This window comes from Bradyrhizobium sp. Ai1a-2, assembly GCF_000426245.1.
GTDB lineage: Bacteria > Pseudomonadota > Alphaproteobacteria > Rhizobiales > Xanthobacteraceae > Bradyrhizobium.
This window is the reverse complement of the sequence record NZ_AUEZ01000074.1, coordinates 21,669-40,112: the sequence shown is the minus strand read 5'-3', so window position 1 is coordinate 40,112 and position 18,444 is coordinate 21,669. Positions and strand designations below refer to the sequence as shown.

The following is an 18,444-nucleotide window of genomic DNA, read 5'->3' as shown; positions in this document are numbered from 1 at the left end:
CCATCTGGCCCTCCACGTGCCAAATATTGAATCTCTTCAATTACTTGATTCTCAGCCCCAAAAGACCGCGACCGCTTGACTCAGTAGTGTTAGCGAAGCGTAACCCACCATCTCACCGCAAGCGAAACGGCGGATTACGCTTCGCTAATCCGCCCTACGGATTCATCACTTCCCCGCCTGCGCGTAACCGAGACAGGTGCGGACGATCTGGCCGCAGACCGCATCCCGCGCATCCCCGATGTCGGTATTCCCCGCATATTGCACTTCCGTGACCTTGCCGCCGACGAAGCGGAGCTGCACACGGCAATAGCCGTTCAACGGCTGGCCGCCGATGTTGAGCCCGGGCGGGATCGTGACGGCTGGCGGTGCTATACCCCCGGGCGCGCTGGCGGCGTGCTCATACATCCAGATTTCGCTGGTGCCGTCCTTGGTGGTTCCAGTGGGCAGCCCGGCGCACATCCGGATATTCGATTGATTGAGTCCGATCAGGCTTTCCTTGCCGCGTCGCGCCCATTCGGCTTCCCGTTCGGCACAGCCGTCCAGGACGAGGGGTGCCAGCAGCAGCATCCACAGGCGAAGTCGCATCGGCCCCTACTCGATTTCCGAAATTCGCCGCGACGATATCGCGTTGCGAATTTGCAGTGCAGTGGAACGGTTGCTCGCCTCCATGCGCGGCCGGCATGGATCAAAAAGCTCGGTGCCACGTTAACGACACCCACTTCACCAGTTTGCCGTGAATTTCCCCTTCCGCAGGAACGCAATGGTCTGCGCGATAGCCGCGTCATTGCGCACCAGCCACGGATGCGACGTGCGCACGACAATATGATCCGCCATGCCGTCCAGCCTTGTATTTGCGACCGACACGCGGCCGTCATGCGGCCTCGGCAGGAAGGCTGCCGCGACAGGGTAGATCGAGCGGTTCCCGGCTATGATGCCAACCGGATAGTCGATCGGCGTTAATAGCAGCATGGTGGTGGCATCGCGCAGCGTACCGAGTTGCTGTCCGGCTGGGCCGAAGAACCTGCGGTAGAGCATGACGTTCTTCAAGCGATCAGCGATCTCGCTGCCGCCATTCGGTGTGCCCAACATCACGACACGGCCGAGATTTGGCAGCCGGTGTTTGGCGAGATAGACGCGCGTCAGCAACCCGCCCATGGAGTGGCCAACGAAGTGCACTTGGCCACCGAGGTGGCCAGCGAAAGCTTCGATCGCGGGATGAATGTCTTCAGCGAGCGCCTCGAGCGCCTTGCGGCGGCTGGCGTAGTCGAGATTGAGCGTCGCATATCCGGCGCGCTCGATCGCGCTTTCCATCTTGTCGAACGAGCGCGCGGTCCGGCTGATGCCGTGCAGAAGGACGACGCCGTCCCGTGCCGGCGTCGTCCCAGGCGTGCTCACTTATATTCGCGCTCTTGCCACCACGGGAAATAGTCCGGCATGTCGGAGGAAACCTTGTTCTTGAACTGCGCGGGCCGCTTTTCAAGGAACGAGACCACGCCTTCCTTCACATCGTCCGAACGGCCGCGGGCATAGATGCCGCGGCTGTCGACCTTGTGCGCTTCCATCGGATCGTCGGCGCCCAGCATGCGCCACATCATCTGGCGGATCAGCGCGACCGAGACCGGCGCTGTCTTGGCGGCGATCTCCTTCGCCAGCGCGCGGGCGGTCGGCAACAGATCGTCCGGCGGCACCACCTTGCTGACGAGACGGCCGGCAAGCGCCTCCTGCGCCGGGAACACGCGGCCGGTGTAGCACCATTCCAGCGCCTGTGAGATGCCGACGATGCGCGGCAGGAACCAGCTCGAGGCCGCCTCCGGCACGATGCCGCGCTGGGAGAACACGAAGCCGAAGCGCGCGGCCTCGCTTGCGATGCGGATATCCATGGCAAGTTGCATGGTGACGCCGATGCCGACCGCGGCTCCGTTCACCGCGGCGATCACCGGCTTCAAACTCTTGAAGATGCGCAGCGTCACCTGGCCGCCGCCGTCGCGCACATTGGCATCGCTGTAGTCGACCGCGCCGCTCGGCAGCCGCTTCACCGGCCCGCGCCGCGCGTCGCGATCGAAGGTGTTGGCGCCGGAGGAGAGGTCGGCGCCGGCGCAGAAGGTGCGGCCCTCGCCGGTGACGATGATGGCGCGGATGTCGTCGTCCTTGTCGGCGGCATCGAAGGCGGCGATCAACTCCTGCTGCATCGTCGCGTTGAAGGCGTTGAGCTTGTCCGGGCGGTTCAGTGTGATCGTGAGGATTTGCTCCGAGACCTCGTATTTGATCGTCTCATACGCCATGGGAGTTGTTTCCTTCCTTGTGTCTGTTCGTTGCTTATGTCTAGCACGTCATTCCGGGGCGCGCGCAAGCGCAGGCCCGGAATCCATTGTCGCAAGCGGCGCAATGGATTCCGGGCCTGGCCCTTCGGGCCATTCCCGAATGACGAGATGGAGATATTTATTTCTCTGGCGGCTGCGGCCAGGGCCGTTGCGGGCCGCGCAGGGCCTCGAAGGCCTTGCCCATGCCGAGCACGCCGATGTCATCGAAGCGGCGGCCGATGATCTGCACGCCGATCGGAAAGCCCTTCTTGTCGTAGCCGCCGTTGATCGACAGGGCCGGGTTCTCAGACATATTCCACGGCACGGTATAGCAGATGTGCTCGAACGGCTTGTCGGGATCGTTGAGCGGGGCGGGGAGCTCGGCCGCGAAGTTCACCACCGGCGAGACGGGCGAGATGATGTAGTCGAAATCGCAGAACAGTTTGGCTGCGGCCGCACGGATCGCCATGGTCTGGTTGAAGCCTCTGACGACGTCCACGCCCGACAATTTCGCGCCGGCCTCGCCCCACTTGTAGATATAGGGCAGCACCTTTGCGCGCTCATCCGCCGACAGTTTCGACAGATCGTCCCACATCCGCGCGCGCCAGAAATTGTCGAGACCCTCGAGCATTTGCCGCGTGAAGAAGCCGTCGATCTCGGTCACGACTGCGCCGGCGGATTCGAAGGCCTTTGCCGCCTTCACCACGACGTCGCGCACGTCTTTCTCCAGCGCCTGGCCGACGTCGAGATCGAGCATCAGGCCGAGGCGCAGCTTGCGCGGCGACTTCTCCAGCGTCTTCCAGTTGATCTCATGCGCCGGCAGGCTCATGCCGTCGCGGCGGTCCGGTCGCGACAAGACGCTCATCATCAGCACGGCGTCATCGACGATGCGGGTCATGGGCCCAGCGACGCGGCCGACATAGGGCGGATCGATCGGAACGCGGCCAAGGCTTGGCTTCAGCGCAACCAGGCCGCACCAGCACGCCGGCAGGCGTACCGAACCGCCGATGTCGGTGCCGAGATGCAGCGGGCCGTAGCCGGCCGCACCGGCCGCACCTGCGCCCGCGCTCGAGCCGCCGGGATTCTTGCTGAGGTCCCAGGGATTGCGGGTGAGGGGATGGAACGAGGAGAGCCCCGACGACAGCATGCCGTAATCCGGCATTGTGGTCTTGGAGAAGATCACCGCGCCCGCCTCGCGCAAGCGCGCTGCCGGAGGGGCATCCTTCTCCGCCTGCACGTGCTTGACGCTGGCTGCGCCCAGCGGCACCGGCTGGCCCTTGGTCGCGACATTGTCCTTGATCGTGACAGGCACGCCGTCGAGCGTGCCCATCGGCTCGCCGGCCTGCCAGCGGTCGGTGGAGGCCTTGGCCACTGCGCGCGCGCCGTCCGGGTCGTAGAGATAGAGCGCCTTGATGTGCGGTTCCCACCGCGCGACATGCGCGATCACCTCGTCCAGCACCTCGAGCGGTGAGAACTGTTTGGCGCGGTAGCCGGCGATCAGGTCGGTGGCGGAAAGGTCGTGCAGCGAGGTGACGGCTTCTTCGGGGGCTGGTTTATGCATGGGCACCTACCGGCAAACGAGTCTCGATGATGCGTGCGAACATGCTGGCGCCGATTGGCAGAATCTTGTCGTCGAGGACATAGCCGGGATTGTGCACCGGCACCGAGCCTTCATGGCCGACCCAGAAATAGGCACCGGGCACCGCCATCATCATGTCGGCGAAGTCCTCGCTGCCCATCTTCGGCTGCGAGCGGGTGATGACTTTCGAGGGATCGACCACGGTGCGCGCGACCTGCTCGACCACCCGGGACTGTTCTTCCTGGTTGACGAGCACGCTGAAACCGTCGCGGATCTCGACCGTGATCTCGACCTGGAATGTCGCGGCAATGCCGGCGCAGATCGCCCGCATGCGCTCGCGGATCAGCGCGCGGACCCCGTCGGAGAAAGCGCGCACGGTGCCGCACAGCTTGGCGTCGCCGGGAATGACGTTGTACGCCGACCCGGAGTGGATCTGCGTGATCGACAAAACCGCCGCCTGCAGGGGATCGACGTTGCGGCTGACGATGGTCTGCAGCGCCTGGCCGAGCGTCATCGCGATCACGACGGCATCCTTGGAGCGCTCCGGCATCGCGCCATGCGCGCCGTAGCCCTGGATGGTGATGTCGAAGAAATCGGCGCCGGCCATCGCCGGCCCCGGCAGGATCGCGATCTCGCCATGATCGAGGTCGGGCGCATTGTGCAGGCCATAGACCTCGTCGCAGGGAAACTTTTCGAACAGCCCGTCCTTGATCATGGCGCGTGCGCCGCCGAGGCCTTCCTCGGCCGGCTGGAAGATGAAATGCACGGTCCCTTCAAAGTTGCGGGTCTCGGCGAGATAGCGCGCGCTGCCGAGCAGCATGGTGGTGTGGCCGTCATGGCCACAGCCGTGGAAGCGGCCGGGAATGGTCGAACGCCATTTCAGGTTGGTGTTTTCCTCCATCGGCAGCGCGTCCATGTCGGCGCGCAGGCCGATGCGCTTGCCGCCGTTGCCCTTGCCCTTGAGCACGCCGACCACGCCGGTGCCGCCAAGGCCCCGATGGACCTCGATGCCCCAGCTCGCGAGCTTCTCGGCGACGATGCCGGAGGTGCGGACCTCCTCGAAGCCGATCTCGGGATGCGCATGGAAATCCCGACGGATCGCCGTGAGTTCGTCGGCAAAGCCTTCGATGCGTTCGATGGTGGGCATTTGGTCCTTATCCGGTTGAACGTGATGTGTTGGCAGGCGTGAAGGCAGGACCGTTCGGTTTGATACGGATTCCTGGCCTTAATTTGGTCCACGGCAGCGACGCGCTGTCGGCCGGCATCGCGCCGGGGGCGGCACAGATCAAAAGCTTCTCGGCGATCGGCTCGAAATCGGCGCGGAAATGCACCGAGCTCTTGTTGACGAGGATCGCCTGTTCGGTCGGCTCGATGCCGACATAGCGGTACATCGACTGGTCGGCGAGCTGCGCCTTGTGCGAGCTGACGACCACCCTGACATCGCCGATGCGCAGGCACGCCGATGGTCCCATGTCCATGTCGCGGCCGCCATAATAGGGGCCGGGCGCCACGAACTTTCCGTCCGAGAGTTGCTCGACGACGAAGGTTTCCTTGTAGGGTGCATCACCTGATATGCCCGACTTGCCGCCGAGCGCGAGCGTCACCGTGGCGCCGATGCCTGCCGCATGCGCGGCCTTCGCCGATTGCGGATCGTAGATCACGCCGGTTGCGGCGCGCGCGGCATTGTTGCGCACCAATGCGCGCAGCATGCCCGTGGTGTCGGAGTCGCCGCCTGCGCCGGGATTGTCCTGGGTGTCGGCGATGATGATCGGCCTGGTCGCGGTCTTCGCCAGTTCCATCGCGTGGCGCACGCCGTCGTCGGGCGAATAGATGCGGCCATCGAAATCGTCCTCATGGCCGGCGATCAGTGCGGCAAGCCTGTCGGCAGCGGCATCGGCGTCGGCCTGGCTTTTGCCGTAGGCGAACACGCTCGGGCCGCAATGTTCGAAATCGGCCGCGGGAAAGCCCGGCGCAAACGACAAGGTCGGCACCGCATCGCTCTCCATCGCGGCGAGCTTCTCGTAAATGCCCCTGGTCGGCTGGTCATTGGTGCACTGCCAACTGATCGGGATCAGGAACGGCAATTGCCGGAACGCCTTGGCGAAGCGCTGCTTCGTCTTGAGCAGCAGCGCGAGATGTCTCGCGGACGCGCGGCCGGTGTCGGCCATGTCGACGTGAGGATAGGTGCGGTAGGCGATCAGCGCGTCGGCGTTCTCGACCATCTCAGGCGTGACGTTGGCGTGCAGATCGAGGCTCGCGACCAGCGGCAGGTTATTGCCGATCACCCTGCGCACGCGCGCCAGGATTTCGCCTTCACCATCGTCGAGATGTTCGGTCACCATCGCGCCGTGCAGATCGAGATAGACGGCGTCGAGCGGACCTGCATTGGCGATGCCGTCGACCACCTCCTTGACGATGCGCTCGAACGCGTCTTCGGTCACATGCGCCGAGGGGCTCGCGCCGCAGGAGATCGTCGGGATCAGTTCCCAGCCATTGGCTTCGGCGGCCTCGACGAAGCCGGCAAGCCCGACATTGATCTTGCGCATCACTTTCAGCACGTCGGCGCCATGCGCCATCGACGGCCAGCCGCCGCCATGCACGAAATCAGCATAGGTCGCCTTGGTCGGCGCAAAGGTATTGGTCTCGTGCAGGAAGCCGCCGACGGCGATGCGGGTCATTGATCAAGGTCTCTGGGTTCGTGAAGGGCGACGTTAAGCGTGTCGCTGCGGCCAGCGCAAGCTGTGAAGCATTCCGGATTTGCATGCCGCATGGGCGTTGGGAAGTAGGTCGTGATTCACGGCGAGCGGAGCGGAAGTGCGTAGCCCGGATGGAGCGCAGCGCAATCCGGGGTTCTCGCGGCGGGAGGCATTCCCCGGATTACGCTGCGCTCCATCCGGGCTACGGCTGCGTTACTCCGCCGCCTCTGCCACGGGGCGGAAATTGGCAAAATCCCAGCCGCGGCCGGGTGCGGCATCGAGTAGCGCCTTGGTGTAGGCCTCTTTCGGGTGAGTGAGCACTTCCGCCGCGGGCCCCTGTTCGACGACGCGGCCATGCTGCATCACAACGACATCGTCGCAGATTTGCGCCGCAACGCGCAAATCGTGGGTGATGAACAGCAGCGCAATGCCGAGCCGCTTCTGGATTTCATCCAGGAGATCCAGCACCTGCGCCTGCACGGAGACGTCGAGCGCGGACACCGCCTCGTCAGCCACCAGCACGTCAGGGTCGAGTGCGAGCGCGCGCGCAATCGCGATGCGCTGGCGCTGGCCGCCGGAGAACTGGTGCGGATAGCGCGAGATCGCGTCCGGCGGCAAGTGCACCAGTTCGAGCAGTTCGCGCGCCTTGTTGAGCGCCTGCTTGTGCGGCATGCCGTAGTTGATCGGACCTTCCGCGATCGACTCGCCGATCGTGATGCGCGGGTTGAGCGAGCGATAGGGGTCCTGGAAGATGATCTGGATGTTCTTGCGGTGCGGCTGCAACAGCCGCCGCGACAGTTCGGAGATTTCGCGGCCCACCAGCCGCACGCCGCCGGAGGTCGGGTCGATCAGGCGCACGATGCAGCGCGCCACCGTCGATTTGCCCGAGCCGCTCTCGCCGACGATGCCGAGCGTGCGGCCCTTGCGCAGCGTCAGCGTGACGTCCTTTGCGGCCGCGACCTCGCGGATTTTGCCGAGGAAGGAGCGCTCGCGATAGATCTTGCAGAGCTCGTTGGCCTCCAGCACGACGGGCTCCCGGGTCTCCTCGCGCGGCGGCCGTGGCACCAGGCTTGGCACCGAGGCCAGCAGGTTGCGGGTATATTCCATCGACGGGTTGCGCAGGATGCCGTCCAGCGGACCGCTTTCGACCAGACGGCCGTGACGCATCACCGCGACACGGTCGGCGATCTCCGCAACCACGCCCATGTCATGGGTGATGAACAGCACGGCAGTGTTATGGTCGCGCTGCAGGTCGCGGATCAGCGTGAGGATCTGCTTCTGCGTGGTGACGTCGAGCGCGGTGGTCGGCTCGTCCGCGATCAGGAGCTTCGGCTCCAGTACCAGCGCCATCGCGATCATGATGCGCTGGCGCTGGCCGCCGGAGAGCCGATGCGGGTAGGAAGCGAAGATGCGCTCCACATCGGGCAGCCGCACTTGTTCCATCATCGCCAGGATTTTTCGCCGCCGCGCGCGGGCATCGAGATCGGTGTGGACGCGCAGGACTTCGTCGATCTGGCGGCCGACCGGCACCACCGGATTGAGCGCCGTCATCGGCTCCTGGAAGATCATCGCCATTCGCGTGGCGCGCAACTGCCGCAAGCGGCGGTCGCTCGCGGTGAGCAATTCCTCGCCGACCAGCTTGATGCTGCCGCCGGTCGGCATCAGCGAGCCCTTCTGCAGCAGGCCCATCACGGTGAGCGAGGTCACCGATTTGCCGGAGCCGCTTTCGCCGACCAGGCACAGCGTCTCGCGTTCTCGTACCTGGAGCGAAATGCCGTCGATGATGCGGCTGGCGCCCGGCTTCTTGCCGAGGGCGACCACGAGATTGTTGATGTCGAGGACGGTGTCGGTCATTCCCATACTCTGCCGTCATTGCGAGGAGCGATAGCGACGAAGCAATCCATTGTTTCCGCTTGCGGCGCGATGGATTGCTTCGCTTCGCTCGCAATGACGGTGCTCTTGGGTGAATTCACTTTCCGCCGCCCCGCTGCTTCATGCGCGGATCGAGCGCATCGCGCGCGGCGTCGCCGATCAGGTTCACGGAGAGAATCGCGATCGACAATAGCAGGCCGGGCCAGAAGATCAGGGACGGCTTGATCTGAAAATAGGCGCGTCCCTCCGCCATGATGTTGCCCCAGGTCGGCGTTTCCGGCGAGATGCCGGCGCCGAGGAATGACAGGATCGCTTCGGTAAGGACGGCGGACGCGCAGACATAAGTACCCTGTACGATCAGCGGCGCGATCGTGTTCGGCATCAGATGCCGCCACATGATCTTCGGAAGGCTGGAGCCGAGCGAAATCGCGGCTTCCACATAGGGCTCCTCGCGCGCGGTGAGCACCACGGAGCGCACCAGTCGCGCCACCCGCGGCACTTCGGGAATGGTGATCGCCACCAGCACGGTCCAGATGCTCGCGCCCGACAGCGAGACCACGGCGATCGCGAGCAGGATGCTCGGGATCGCCATCAAGCCGTCCATGATCCGCATCATCACCGCGTCGACCCATTTGAAGAAGCCGGAGACGAGACCGATCACGAGCCCGATGCTGATCGAGAACACGGCGGCGCCAAGGCCGATCAAGAGCGAGATCCGGCCGCCATAGATGATCCGTGACAGCAGGTCGCGGCCAAAGGCATCGGTGCCGAGCGGGAATTCTGCGCTTGCCGGCTTGAGCCGGAGTGACGGCGCGAGCTGCACCGGGTCATGCGGCGCCAGCAGCGGCGCGAAGATCGCCATCAGGATGATCAGCGACAGGCAGATCGTCGCCCCCGTCATGATCGGCGTCGAGGTCAAAAATCCGAAGCGTGGCCGCAGCGGCGTCGTGATCGGGAGCGACGGCTCGGGAAGGGTTTCGATCGCCATCAGTAGCGGATCCTTGGATCAAGCAGGGTGTAGGCGAGGTCGATCAAGAGGTTGACGGCGACATAGATGCCCGACGTCAACAGGATCATGGCCTGGATTACCGGATAGTCGCGCGCCAGCACCGCATCGACGGTGAGGCGGCCGATGCCGGGCAGATTGAACACGCTCTCGGTGACGACGACGCCGGAGATCAAAAGCGCAAAGCCGCTGCCGATCACGGTGATGACAGGCACCGCGGCGTTGCGCAGTCCGTGCCGCAGCAGCACGCCCATCTCGCCGATGCCCTTGGCGCGCGCGGTGCGGATGTAATCCTCACCCATCACATCAAGCATCGAGGCCCGCGTCATGCGCGCGATCAGCGCGACATAGATGAAGGAGAGTGCGCAGGTCGGCAATATGATGCGCTCGAAGAACGGGCCGAAGCCCGCGGTGATGCTGCGGAAACCCTGCACCGGCACCCAGCGCAGGTCGATCGCGAAGATCTGGATCAGCACATAGCCGATCACGAACACCGGCACGGAGAAGCCGAGCACGGACAGTCCCATCACGAAGCGATCGATCCAGGTGCCGTGCTTCCAGGCCGCGATCACGCCGAGCGGCACCGCCACCACGATCGAAAGCACGATGGTGGAGAGCGCGATCGAGATCGAGGGCTCGATGCGCTGGCTGATCATCTTCAGCACCGGCACGTTCGAGATCAGGGACACGCCGAGATCGCCGTGCAGGAGTTTTCCAACCCAGGTGAAGAACTGGATGTGGAGCGGCTCATTCAGCCCGAGCGAGGTTCTGATCCGTTCGAGCTGCTCCGGCGTCGCATTGTCGCCGGCGAGGATCGCCGCAGGATCGCCCGGCGTCAGCCGCAGCAAGAGGAACACGAACAGCGCCACCACGCCCATCACGGGAATAGCGGCAAGGATTCGGCGAAGCAGATATCCCAGCAATGTCGATCCGTCAGATTAGGGTCAAGAGGAGTGACGTCGGCCGTTAACCTGAGTTCCGTCACCAGCGTAGCATTTCAGCAATTCCCGTGCCACGGGATGCCGAGGTATCTTCAAACCCCCGTCATTGACTCCCGTCATTCCGGGATGGTGCGAAGCACCAGACCCGGAATCTCGAGATTCCGCGTTCGCTGCGCGCGCCCCGGAATGACTGCCTGCTTTAACTATTGCAAGGTCGCCAACAATCCCGCCATCAGCCGGCCGCGCTCGGCGAGGCTGTCCACCTCGATGTGTTCGTTGAGCGTGTGTGCATCGGCGCCGCGCACGCCGAGGCCGTCAAGCGTCGGTATTCCCATCGCCCCGGTGAAATTGCCGTCGGAACCGCCGCCTGCGCTGCAATGCGGCAGCTTCAATCCCATGCCTTCCGCAAGCGCGCGTGCCTTTTCATAGAGCGCCATGGTGCCGGCATCCGCCTCCCAGACCGGGCGGGTGACGCCGCGCGTGACCTTGAAGGTGACGTCGTTCGACGTGCCCGACAGCGCCAGCATCCGCTCGACGCCGCGGTCGAGATCGGCCTGGCGCTTGGCCATGCTGAGCGCTTCGCCGGTGCAGGTGGTGGCGACGCAATTGACCCATTGGCCGCCATGCACGATTCCGACCGAGAACGTGCAGTCTTCCGTGGTCATGCCGTCGATCGCGAGGATCTGCCGCGCCATTTCACGGATCGCGGAACGGCCCGAGGAAAGCGTGGCGCCGGCATGGCTCGGCCGCCCGATTGCCTCCAGATTGAAGCGCGCGATGGCGTAGCGGCCGGTGACGACCCCGTTGTCGACGCGGCCGGGCTCCGGCACCAACACATATTTATTACGCGCGGCTTCCGCCTCGATGATGTCGCGCGTCGAGGGCGTGCCGACTTCCTCGTCCGGCGTGAACAGTACGGTGATCGGCAATGGCGTCGTGAACGAGGCGCGGATCAACTGCCGGATCGCTTCCAAGGTCAGATAATTGCCACCCTTCATGTCGAAGATGCCGGGGCCGAAGCATTTGTTGCCTTCGCGCCGCCACTGCAGCTTCTCGATGGTGCCGACCGGGTGCACGGTGTCGAGATGGCCCGCGATCAGGATACCGGGCTCGCCGAACTTCGGATGGGGGAAGCGTGCGCGGACGCAGCCGGCAAAGCCCTGACGGCCGGCGATGCGCTCGATCGTCGCACCCATGATCGCCATCTCGCGCGCCGCAAGGTCGAGCATGCGCTCGACGGCAGGCGCATTCCAGGTCGGACTCTCGCACTCCACCCAGCTACGCAGGCCCTGCAGCATCACTTCGGAATCAAAGGGAAGATTGGCTGGATTCATGAGGTCTCTCTCTTCGTTGCTGCAGGCGCGTAATGCCGTCAGATCGCGATTGCCGAAATCGGTCAGCGAATTTGTAGCGTCAAATGCGCGGAGCTGCACCATTCGTTTGTGTACATCCGATCTCGACTAAAACCGGATTGACGCAACAGATGCTTGGTGCAAGTCTTAAATTTGCAGGCCTTGCAGCATGTTAGTCCGCCCAAATAACGGACCGATTGCACAACGAATAATCCGGCTTTGACCAGTTTCACGTCAGGAGAGACACGAATGTTCCAAACGTCCAGTTGGAAGCGCAGAGCGCTGGCGTCAGCGTTATCCATCGTTGCGCTCTCGGTGGCGCTGAGCGCGCAGGCGCTCGCAGCCGGCAAGACCATCACCGCAGTGATGCATTCGGATTTGCGCGTGATCGATCCGATCATGACCACAGCTTACATCACCCGCGATCACGGCTACATGGTCTATGACACGCTGCTCGCGACCGACTCCAACTTCAAGATCCAGCCGCAGATGGCGGACTGGAAGGTCTCCGACGACAAGCTCACCTACACCTTCACGCTGCGTGACGGATTGAAGTGGCATGACGGCACGCCTGTGACGGCGGAAGATTGCGTCGCCTCGCTGCAGCGCTGGGGCAAGGTCGATGGCATGGGCCAGAAGCTCATGGACTTCACCGAAAGCCTCACTGCGACCGACGCCAAGACCATCACGCTGAAACTGAAGGAGCCCTACGGCCTGGTGCTGGATGCGATCGGCAAGCCGTCCTCGCGTGTGCCGTTCATGATGCCGAAGCGTCTCGCCGAGACCCCGCCGGACAAGCCGATCCCCGAGCAGATCGGCTCCGGTCCTTTCAAATTCGTGCAGGCCGAATTCCAGCCGGGCGTGAAGGCGGTCTATGAGAAGTTCAAGGACTATGTGCCGCGCAAGGAGGCGCCGAGCTGGACCTCCGGTGGCAAGGTGGTGAAGGTTGATCGCGTCGAATGGATCACGATGCCTGACGCGCAGACTGCGGTGAACGCGCTGCAGTCCGGCGATATCGACTTCATGGAGAACCTGCCGTTCGATATGCTTCCCGTGCTGGAGCCCAACAAGGATCTCAAGATCGAGGTCCTCAACAAGTTCGGCTTTCAGACGCTGGGACGCATGAACTTCGTTTATCCTCCGTTCGATAACGTGAAGGTGCGACGCGCCGCTTTGCTGGCGATGAACCAGAAGGACGTGCTCGATGCGTTGGTGGGCAATGCAAAGTATCAGAAGATCTGCGGCGCCTTCTTTGGTTGCGAAACGCCACTGGAGACCGACGTCGGAGCCGAGACCCTGGTGAAGGGCAACGGCATGGCCGCAGCCAAGAAGGCGCTCGCCGAGTCCGGCTATGACGGCACGCCCGTCGTGATCATGGCGCCCGGCGACGTGACCACGCTGAAGGCGCAACCGATCGTCGCCGCGCAGTTGCTGCGCGATGCAGGCTTCAAGGTCGATCTGCAGGCCACCGATTGGCAGACGGTGGTAACCCGCCGCGCCAGCCAGAAGCCGCCGAAGGAGGGCGGCTGGAACATGTTCTTCACCAATTGGGTCGCGGCCGACGTTGCCAATCCCATCGCCAACGCCTCCATTACTGGCCGCGGCAAGAACGGCGGTTGGTTCGGCTGGGCCGAAGATGCCAAGATCGAGGATCTCCGCGACAAGTTTGCCCGTTCCACCACGCTGGATGACCAGAAGAAGATCGCCGCCGAGATCCAGAAGGAGGCGTATGACCAGGTGCTGTACATTCCGCTCGGCCAGTATCTCGTCCCGGGCGGCTGGCGCAAATCGCTTACCGGCGTGCTCGACGGTCCGGCGACGCCGATCTTCTGGAACATCGACAAGAGCGAGTAGGGCGCTTCATCGATCGGAAAGCAAAATGGCCGGGCTCAGCCCCGGCCATTTTCATTTCGGCGAGCGTAGCTCGCGTTCACTCAGCAGTGACTCTCGCGCACACGCTCCAGCCCTTCATTCGAAAGTGGCGGAGCGGGTTCCGGCAGCGAAGCCGGCGTGCGCGTTTCCTGCTTCTGCTCACGCGGTTCCGGATGCTGTTCCGCCGCCAGTTGTTCCCGAGAATAGTCTTTCGCCATGTCGTTGCACTCCAATGCTGCAGTACAACATTTTCGGCGCGAGAATGTTCCGGGCTGCTATCCGCGCTCGGTGATGTTCCCGATCCAACCGTTCACGGAAATACGGGCGCGCGAGCGCATTGTCGCCGTGTGACAACCCGAACGTTCCCGTGCTCCAGCAAGCAATCAAAGCGTGTCAAGCTTCGGCTTAACGTCGAATCGCCTCGGACAATCTCACGAGGGAGCGCGCAATAATGCGATCCGATGCATCACGGCCTCAATGCGCGCGGTTAAGAACATTTGGCCAGGCGACTGCACATGTTCATCTATGCGACTTGCTTGCCCGACGCTTTTTGCGCGGTACGGGCTTGGCATAGTAAGGATTGACCACACACTGCGCCGCCCGACCCGAGGCCGATGCCTGACACTGGGGTATCGAGGTGTAGCGACATTCGAAGTAGTAATCCACCATACCCTGGTAGACCTGCAGGCAGACCGGATAGGCCGGATCGTAGGTTTGTGCTTGGGCCGGCGCTGTCTTGCCGACGATTACGACCGCCAGGATGATCAAAGCCAGAATGCGTAGCATCATATCCTCACGTGCCGGGCGGGGGGTCTTCATCGGGTCTAGCGGGCTTCCGCTTCGAACGCCGCGAACTCTTCAGCGTCTCGTCATACATCCGAGGCTACGATTTGCGATAGGCCTTTATAATTATCTCTCGGCGCTCCTCAGGGGTGAGAGCCTTGCTCGTCGATATAGCTCTGCTGCTGCCTTTCATGTCGTGGGAATAGTGAATTCCCTCCACGGCACTTATCTTCCTGAAGCGCGCGCTGCCTATGACAAAGCCGGACGCCCTGGTCTTCTTCGGAGGTGATTTGTTAGGAGCCATGCGTCAACAATAGCATGGACGAGGTTGACTCGCAGCCGGCACAGGCCCCGCTCGACAAGGGCGCGTTGTTGTCGAAGAACGACAAAGAAAAGTGGTGCGGGCGGTGGGACTCGAACCCACACGACGTTGCCATCGAGGGATTTTAAGTCCCTTGCGTCTACCAATTCCGCCACGTCCGCGTTCGTCGGGAGAGGGATATCTAGCGCGTTTGATGACGAAGTGGAAACAGGATAATTGTCGCCGAATACATGTCATTTCAACAGTTTAACGTGGGACGCGACGACGCGAAGTCTTGCGGGCGCCCGTCGCACGGTACCCATCCGCCCCGCGCCAGCCTCAATCCGGACATTTCCCGCTGCTTTAGCCAATCTCAACACTTAACCGTTTACCAAGGCGCCATGTCGATCAGTACCTTCCGCCACCTGCCGTTACGCGCGGCCGTGACCGCCGCGCTGCTTGCGCTTGGCGGCTTGCTTTGCGGCTGCGCCCAGATGGGCGAGACGCTCAGTCCGGCCTTCGTCGATCCCGCCAAGTACGATCTTTACGACTGCAAGCAGCTCGAGACGGAGCGCACGGTGCTGGCGTCGCGCGCGGCGGAATTGCAGGGGCTGATGTCGAAGGCGGAGACCGGCGTCGGCGGCGCCGTGGTGGCGGAGGTGGCCTACCGCAACGATTACGTCTCGGTGCGTGCCCAGCAGAAGCTCGCCGACGAGAACTGGCGGCGCAACAAGTGCCACGAGACGATCGTAGCGGCGCCGGCGCCGATCGTGCCACCGGTGCCGCCTGGGCCCGCCAGAGGCGCGCGTTCGTCAGCGCGCTAGAGCTCGGTTCTGATTGAATCACACCCGCCAATCATAGATCCAGTCCTGTCGCGCCAGCATGCGCTCCGGGCCCATCGCTTGGATGACGAGATCGCGCGCCAGCGCCATCGGGCCCGTGAGGTGATAGATGCGCCCCTGTCGCTGCGCGGTGCGCCGCACCCGATCGACGCGCCCGCGGCGCAGTCTGGTGTAGCGCCTCAGCGCAGCGGGAATGCCGGAAATGTCCTCGCCGCTGCAGCCAGAGAGGCAATTGGCAAGCACGGCGGCATCCTCGATCGCCATGCCGGCGCCTTGCGCAGCAAAGGGCAGCATCCCATGCACGGCGTCGCCGAGCAGGGCGACCGCGCCTGCGCTCCATTCGCTGACCTCGGGCATCGTGAACAGCGCCCAGCGCCGCCATTCGTCGACCGCGCCGATCAACATCCGTGCGGTGTCGGGCCAATGCGCGGAGAACGCGTTCTTGATCTCGCCGGCATCGCCGGTCTCGCTCCAGCCCCGTGGGTTCCAGGTTCCCGCCACGATCGCGACCACGTTGATCCGTCGCGCCGCGGCGATCGGATAGGCGACCAGATGCGCGTTCGGTCCCATCCAGAGTTGCACGCGCGGCGTGGTATATTCGCGTGGCAGCGCCTTCGCATCGAGCGTGCCGCGCCAGGCGATCAGGCCGGAAAACTGTGGCCGCAGTTTCGGGAACAGGCGGGCGCGCACCGACGACCAGATGCCGTCGGCCCCGATCAGCGCCGCCGCCAACTCATGCTGCCGCGCCTCGCCGCACCGCGCGGCCACCATCAATCCCCTGGCATTATCAGCGACATCCTCGAACTGCCAGCCCAGCCGGAGTTCGATGTCGGGATGTTCCTCAACCTCTGCCTGCAACGCTCGCTGCAGATCGGCGCGGTGCATCACCCAATAGGGTGAGCCGGCGCGCCTGCTCGCGGCCTTGCCGAGCGGCAGGCGGGCGATCTCGCCACCGGCGCGCGTGCTGATGACGCTGATCGCGTCCGGCGTCACCGCGCGCGGGGCCAGCCGCGGTTCGAGGCCGAGACCGACCAGGATGCTGCTCGCATTGGGCGAAAGCTGCAGCCCGGCGCCGACTTCTTCGAGTTGCGGCGCCTTTTCCAGGATGACGACACGAAAGCCTTTGGCCGCGAGCGCCAGCGAAGCTGTCAGTCCTCCGATCCCGGCACCTGCAACGACGACGGTGCGCGTGATCGCCACGAATCAATCAGCCACGAATAGTCAGGCGACTTTATCCTTCAGCACGCATTCGGGCGGGCGCGCTTCGCCGGCGGCGAGGTCGGGCGCGAAACGATAGAGCGTCGAGCAGTAAGGACAGATGATCTCGTTGTCATTGCCGAGATCGAGGAACACGTGCGGATGGTCGAACGGCGGGTTCGCGCCCACGCACATGAATTCCTGCGAGCCGATCTCGATCACCGAGACGCCGGCATCGTTATGGAAGTGCGGGACGACGTGGTCGGACATACTCTTCACCTTGGATGGAAATGGCGGACGGACGCAATCAACGCGATGCGGCACTGCGAAATGCCCGGCACCATACTGGCGGGTGGAGTTGATTCCTAGGGCCCCGACCATCCATTTGCTCATGCAAATTCGACACAATCTTGTCGTCCCAGAGAAGCCCTTCTTTCGTCGGGGCTGTTGTGTCTTAAAAACGGCACACTATTTCCAAGTTGAGCAAAACCCTGGGTTTTATTGGATGAAGCGAGCGGGGGTCAGTTTAGGGGTGGCAGGCATGCTGCTGAGCATCGCTGTTGGCGCCGCGCTATGGCCGCGTGCCAGCGACGCCTATGCCATGCTGGCCGCGCAGGACGAGCCCGCGCAACTGGCCGACCTCCAGATCAGTTCTGCCTTGCGGAATAACCAGCTCCTGATCGAACAGAATATCGAACAGGCGCTGGCCGCAGGCGATGCCGATCTCGCGAGCAGCTTTCTCGAACTCGCGCGCGAGAAGAACGTCGCGATCGACGATGGCCTGACCACGCGCGTGAACGATGCAGTTGCGGAAGCGAGCTCCACCTCGCATGTCGCCAAGCGCTTTGCCACCGGTCTCGTCACCGGCACCGCGGACGACCTTGCGAGCCTGTCCGGCACGGTCGCGGGTGATCTCTTCGTGTTCGGCGATATCAGGGATGTCGTGCGCGAGGGCAAGCATTTGGCGATGGGCGAAGACACCGACCACCTCATTCTTGGCCTTGCCGCCGCCGGCCTTGCGGTGACCGCTGCGACCTACGTCTCGGTCGGCGGTGTCGCGCCGGTGCGCGCCGGGCTGTCGCTGGTCAAGGATGCGCGCAAGGTCGGCCGGATCAGTGAGAGACTTTCGGCCTGGGCCGGTCGTTCGGCGCGCGAAGTCGTGGATGGGCCGATGCTGCAGGAGGCCGTGGCTTCGGCTTCCGTGCTTCGTCCGGGCCAAACGATGGGCGCGATCAAGGCGGCGTTCCGCGTGGAAAAGGCCGGAGCCCTGGTCCGCCTAGCCAAGGATGTCGGGCGCATTGGCGAGAAGGCCGGCACCCGCGGCGCGCTGGACACGCTCAAGATCGCGGAGGGGCCGAAGGATATCGCGCGTGCTGCGCGGCTGGCGGAAGCAAAGGGCAGCCAGACCCGCGCGATCCTGAAACTGTTCGGCCGCGGTGCGCTGCTGCTCGCAGCCGGCACGTTCAACCTCACGGTGTGGCTGTTCGGCGCGCTGCTGACGCTGTTCGGCTTCCTGTCCTCGATCAAGGCGACCACCGAACGCCTGACGCTGGCATGGCTGCGGCGGAACAAGGCGCGGCGCCTGCGGAAACAGCTCGCGATGGCAGGAGCGCCATCCGAGGTTGCGGTGGCGGGCGCTACCGCCTGCGACTAAGCTGCGCGATCGTCTACCGGTCGCCAATCCAAGAAATCACTCGAACAAC

Annotated in this window: 17 protein-coding genes and 1 tRNA gene; 3 read left to right on the top strand and 15 right to left on the bottom strand. The window is 63.8% G+C overall.

Features of this window, described 5'->3' with window-relative positions:
- Positions 1–165: 165 nt before the first annotated feature.
- The 10 genes from K288_RS0133810 to K288_RS0133765 form a co-directional block, all read right to left on the bottom strand.
- Positions 166–585, bottom strand: a complete 420-nt coding sequence (locus K288_RS0133810; protein WP_027583525.1) for a hypothetical protein — start codon at positions 583–585, stop codon at positions 166–168.
- A gap of 135 nt (positions 586–720) precedes the next feature.
- Entirely contained in the window at positions 721–1,395 is a 675-nt protein-coding gene (locus tag K288_RS0133805; protein ID WP_027583524.1) for an alpha/beta fold hydrolase, read from the bottom strand.
- A complete protein-coding gene (locus K288_RS0133800; RefSeq protein ID WP_027583523.1) occupies positions 1,392–2,282 on the bottom strand; it encodes a crotonase/enoyl-CoA hydratase family protein in 891 nt (296 codons plus the stop codon). Before K288_RS0133800 ends, K288_RS0133805 begins: the two co-directional genes overlap by 4 nt.
- A gap of 157 nt (positions 2,283–2,439) precedes the next feature.
- Complete coding sequence (locus K288_RS0133795) at positions 2,440–3,861, bottom strand: amidase (RefSeq protein WP_027583522.1); 1,422 nt, start codon at positions 3,859–3,861, stop codon at positions 2,440–2,442.
- Positions 3,854–5,026 (bottom strand): M20 aminoacylase family protein, encoded by a 1,173-nt coding sequence (locus tag K288_RS0133790; RefSeq protein ID WP_027583521.1) that lies wholly within the window; start codon positions 5,024–5,026, stop codon positions 3,854–3,856. Before K288_RS0133790 ends, K288_RS0133795 begins: the two co-directional genes overlap by 8 nt.
- A 7-nt stretch (positions 5,027–5,033) precedes the next feature.
- On the bottom strand, positions 5,034–6,557 hold the full coding sequence (locus K288_RS0133785; protein ID WP_027583520.1) for a M81 family metallopeptidase: 1,524 nt from the start codon (positions 6,555–6,557) through the stop codon (positions 5,034–5,036).
- Positions 6,558–6,788: 231 nt separating this feature from the next.
- Complete coding sequence (locus K288_RS0133780; RefSeq protein ID WP_027583519.1) at positions 6,789–8,429, bottom strand: ABC transporter ATP-binding protein; 1,641 nt, start codon at positions 8,427–8,429, stop codon at positions 6,789–6,791.
- Between the two features lie 115 nt (positions 8,430–8,544).
- Entirely contained in the window at positions 8,545–9,435 is an 891-nt protein-coding gene (locus K288_RS0133775; protein WP_027583518.1) for an ABC transporter permease, read from the bottom strand.
- Positions 9,435–10,376: an ABC transporter permease gene (locus K288_RS0133770; protein ID WP_027583517.1), complete on the bottom strand. Its 942-nt coding sequence runs from the start codon at positions 10,374–10,376 to the stop codon at positions 9,435–9,437. Before K288_RS0133770 ends, K288_RS0133775 begins: the two co-directional genes overlap by 1 nt.
- 221 nt (positions 10,377–10,597) lie before the next feature.
- Positions 10,598–11,728 carry a M20/M25/M40 family metallo-hydrolase gene (locus K288_RS0133765; RefSeq protein ID WP_027583516.1) on the bottom strand — a complete coding sequence of 377 codons (1,131 nt, stop codon included), beginning with the start codon at positions 11,726–11,728 and terminating at the stop codon, positions 10,598–10,600.
- Between the two features lie 267 nt (positions 11,729–11,995).
- Here K288_RS0133765 and K288_RS0133760 point away from each other — a divergent pair, with 267 nt between their 5' ends.
- The gene (locus K288_RS0133760; protein WP_027583515.1) at positions 11,996–13,600 is read left to right on the top strand and encodes an ABC transporter substrate-binding protein; all 1,605 of its coding nucleotides are present in this window, start codon (positions 11,996–11,998) and stop codon (positions 13,598–13,600) included.
- Between the two features lie 80 nt (positions 13,601–13,680).
- On the opposite strand, the gene K288_RS54295 is transcribed toward K288_RS0133760, so the two are convergent.
- From K288_RS54295 to K288_RS0133750, 3 genes are all read right to left on the bottom strand, one after another.
- Positions 13,681–13,836 carry a hypothetical protein gene (locus K288_RS54295; protein ID WP_201449765.1) on the bottom strand — a complete coding sequence of 52 codons (156 nt, stop codon included), beginning with the start codon at positions 13,834–13,836 and terminating at the stop codon, positions 13,681–13,683.
- Positions 13,837–14,137: 301 nt separating this feature from the next.
- The gene (locus K288_RS0133755; protein ID WP_027583514.1) at positions 14,138–14,407 is read right to left on the bottom strand and encodes a DUF3551 domain-containing protein; all 270 of its coding nucleotides are present in this window, start codon (positions 14,405–14,407) and stop codon (positions 14,138–14,140) included.
- Positions 14,408–14,797: 390 nt separating this feature from the next.
- Positions 14,798–14,884, bottom strand: a tRNA-Leu gene (locus K288_RS0133750).
- A 219-nt stretch (positions 14,885–15,103) separates the two neighbouring features.
- Here K288_RS0133750 and K288_RS0133745 point away from each other — a divergent pair.
- Positions 15,104–15,526: a hypothetical protein gene (locus tag K288_RS0133745; RefSeq protein WP_027583513.1), complete on the top strand. Its 423-nt coding sequence runs from the start codon at positions 15,104–15,106 to the stop codon at positions 15,524–15,526.
- Positions 15,527–15,544: 18 nt separating this feature from the next.
- Here K288_RS0133745 and K288_RS0133740 read toward each other — a convergent pair whose 3' ends face one another.
- Together K288_RS0133740 and K288_RS0133735 are read right to left on the bottom strand one after the other, a co-directional pair.
- Complete coding sequence (locus K288_RS0133740) at positions 15,545–16,744, bottom strand: FAD-dependent monooxygenase (RefSeq protein ID WP_027583512.1); 1,200 nt, start codon at positions 16,742–16,744, stop codon at positions 15,545–15,547.
- 21 nt (positions 16,745–16,765) lie between these two features.
- Positions 16,766–17,011 (bottom strand): zinc-finger domain-containing protein, encoded by a 246-nt coding sequence (locus K288_RS0133735; protein WP_021077734.1) that lies wholly within the window; start codon positions 17,009–17,011, stop codon positions 16,766–16,768.
- 271 nt (positions 17,012–17,282) lie between these two features.
- Between K288_RS0133735 and K288_RS0133730 the strand changes: the two genes are divergently transcribed.
- On the top strand, positions 17,283–18,395 hold the full coding sequence (locus K288_RS0133730) for a hypothetical protein (RefSeq protein WP_244443354.1): 1,113 nt from the start codon (positions 17,283–17,285) through the stop codon (positions 18,393–18,395).
- Positions 18,396–18,444 lie beyond the last annotated feature (49 nt).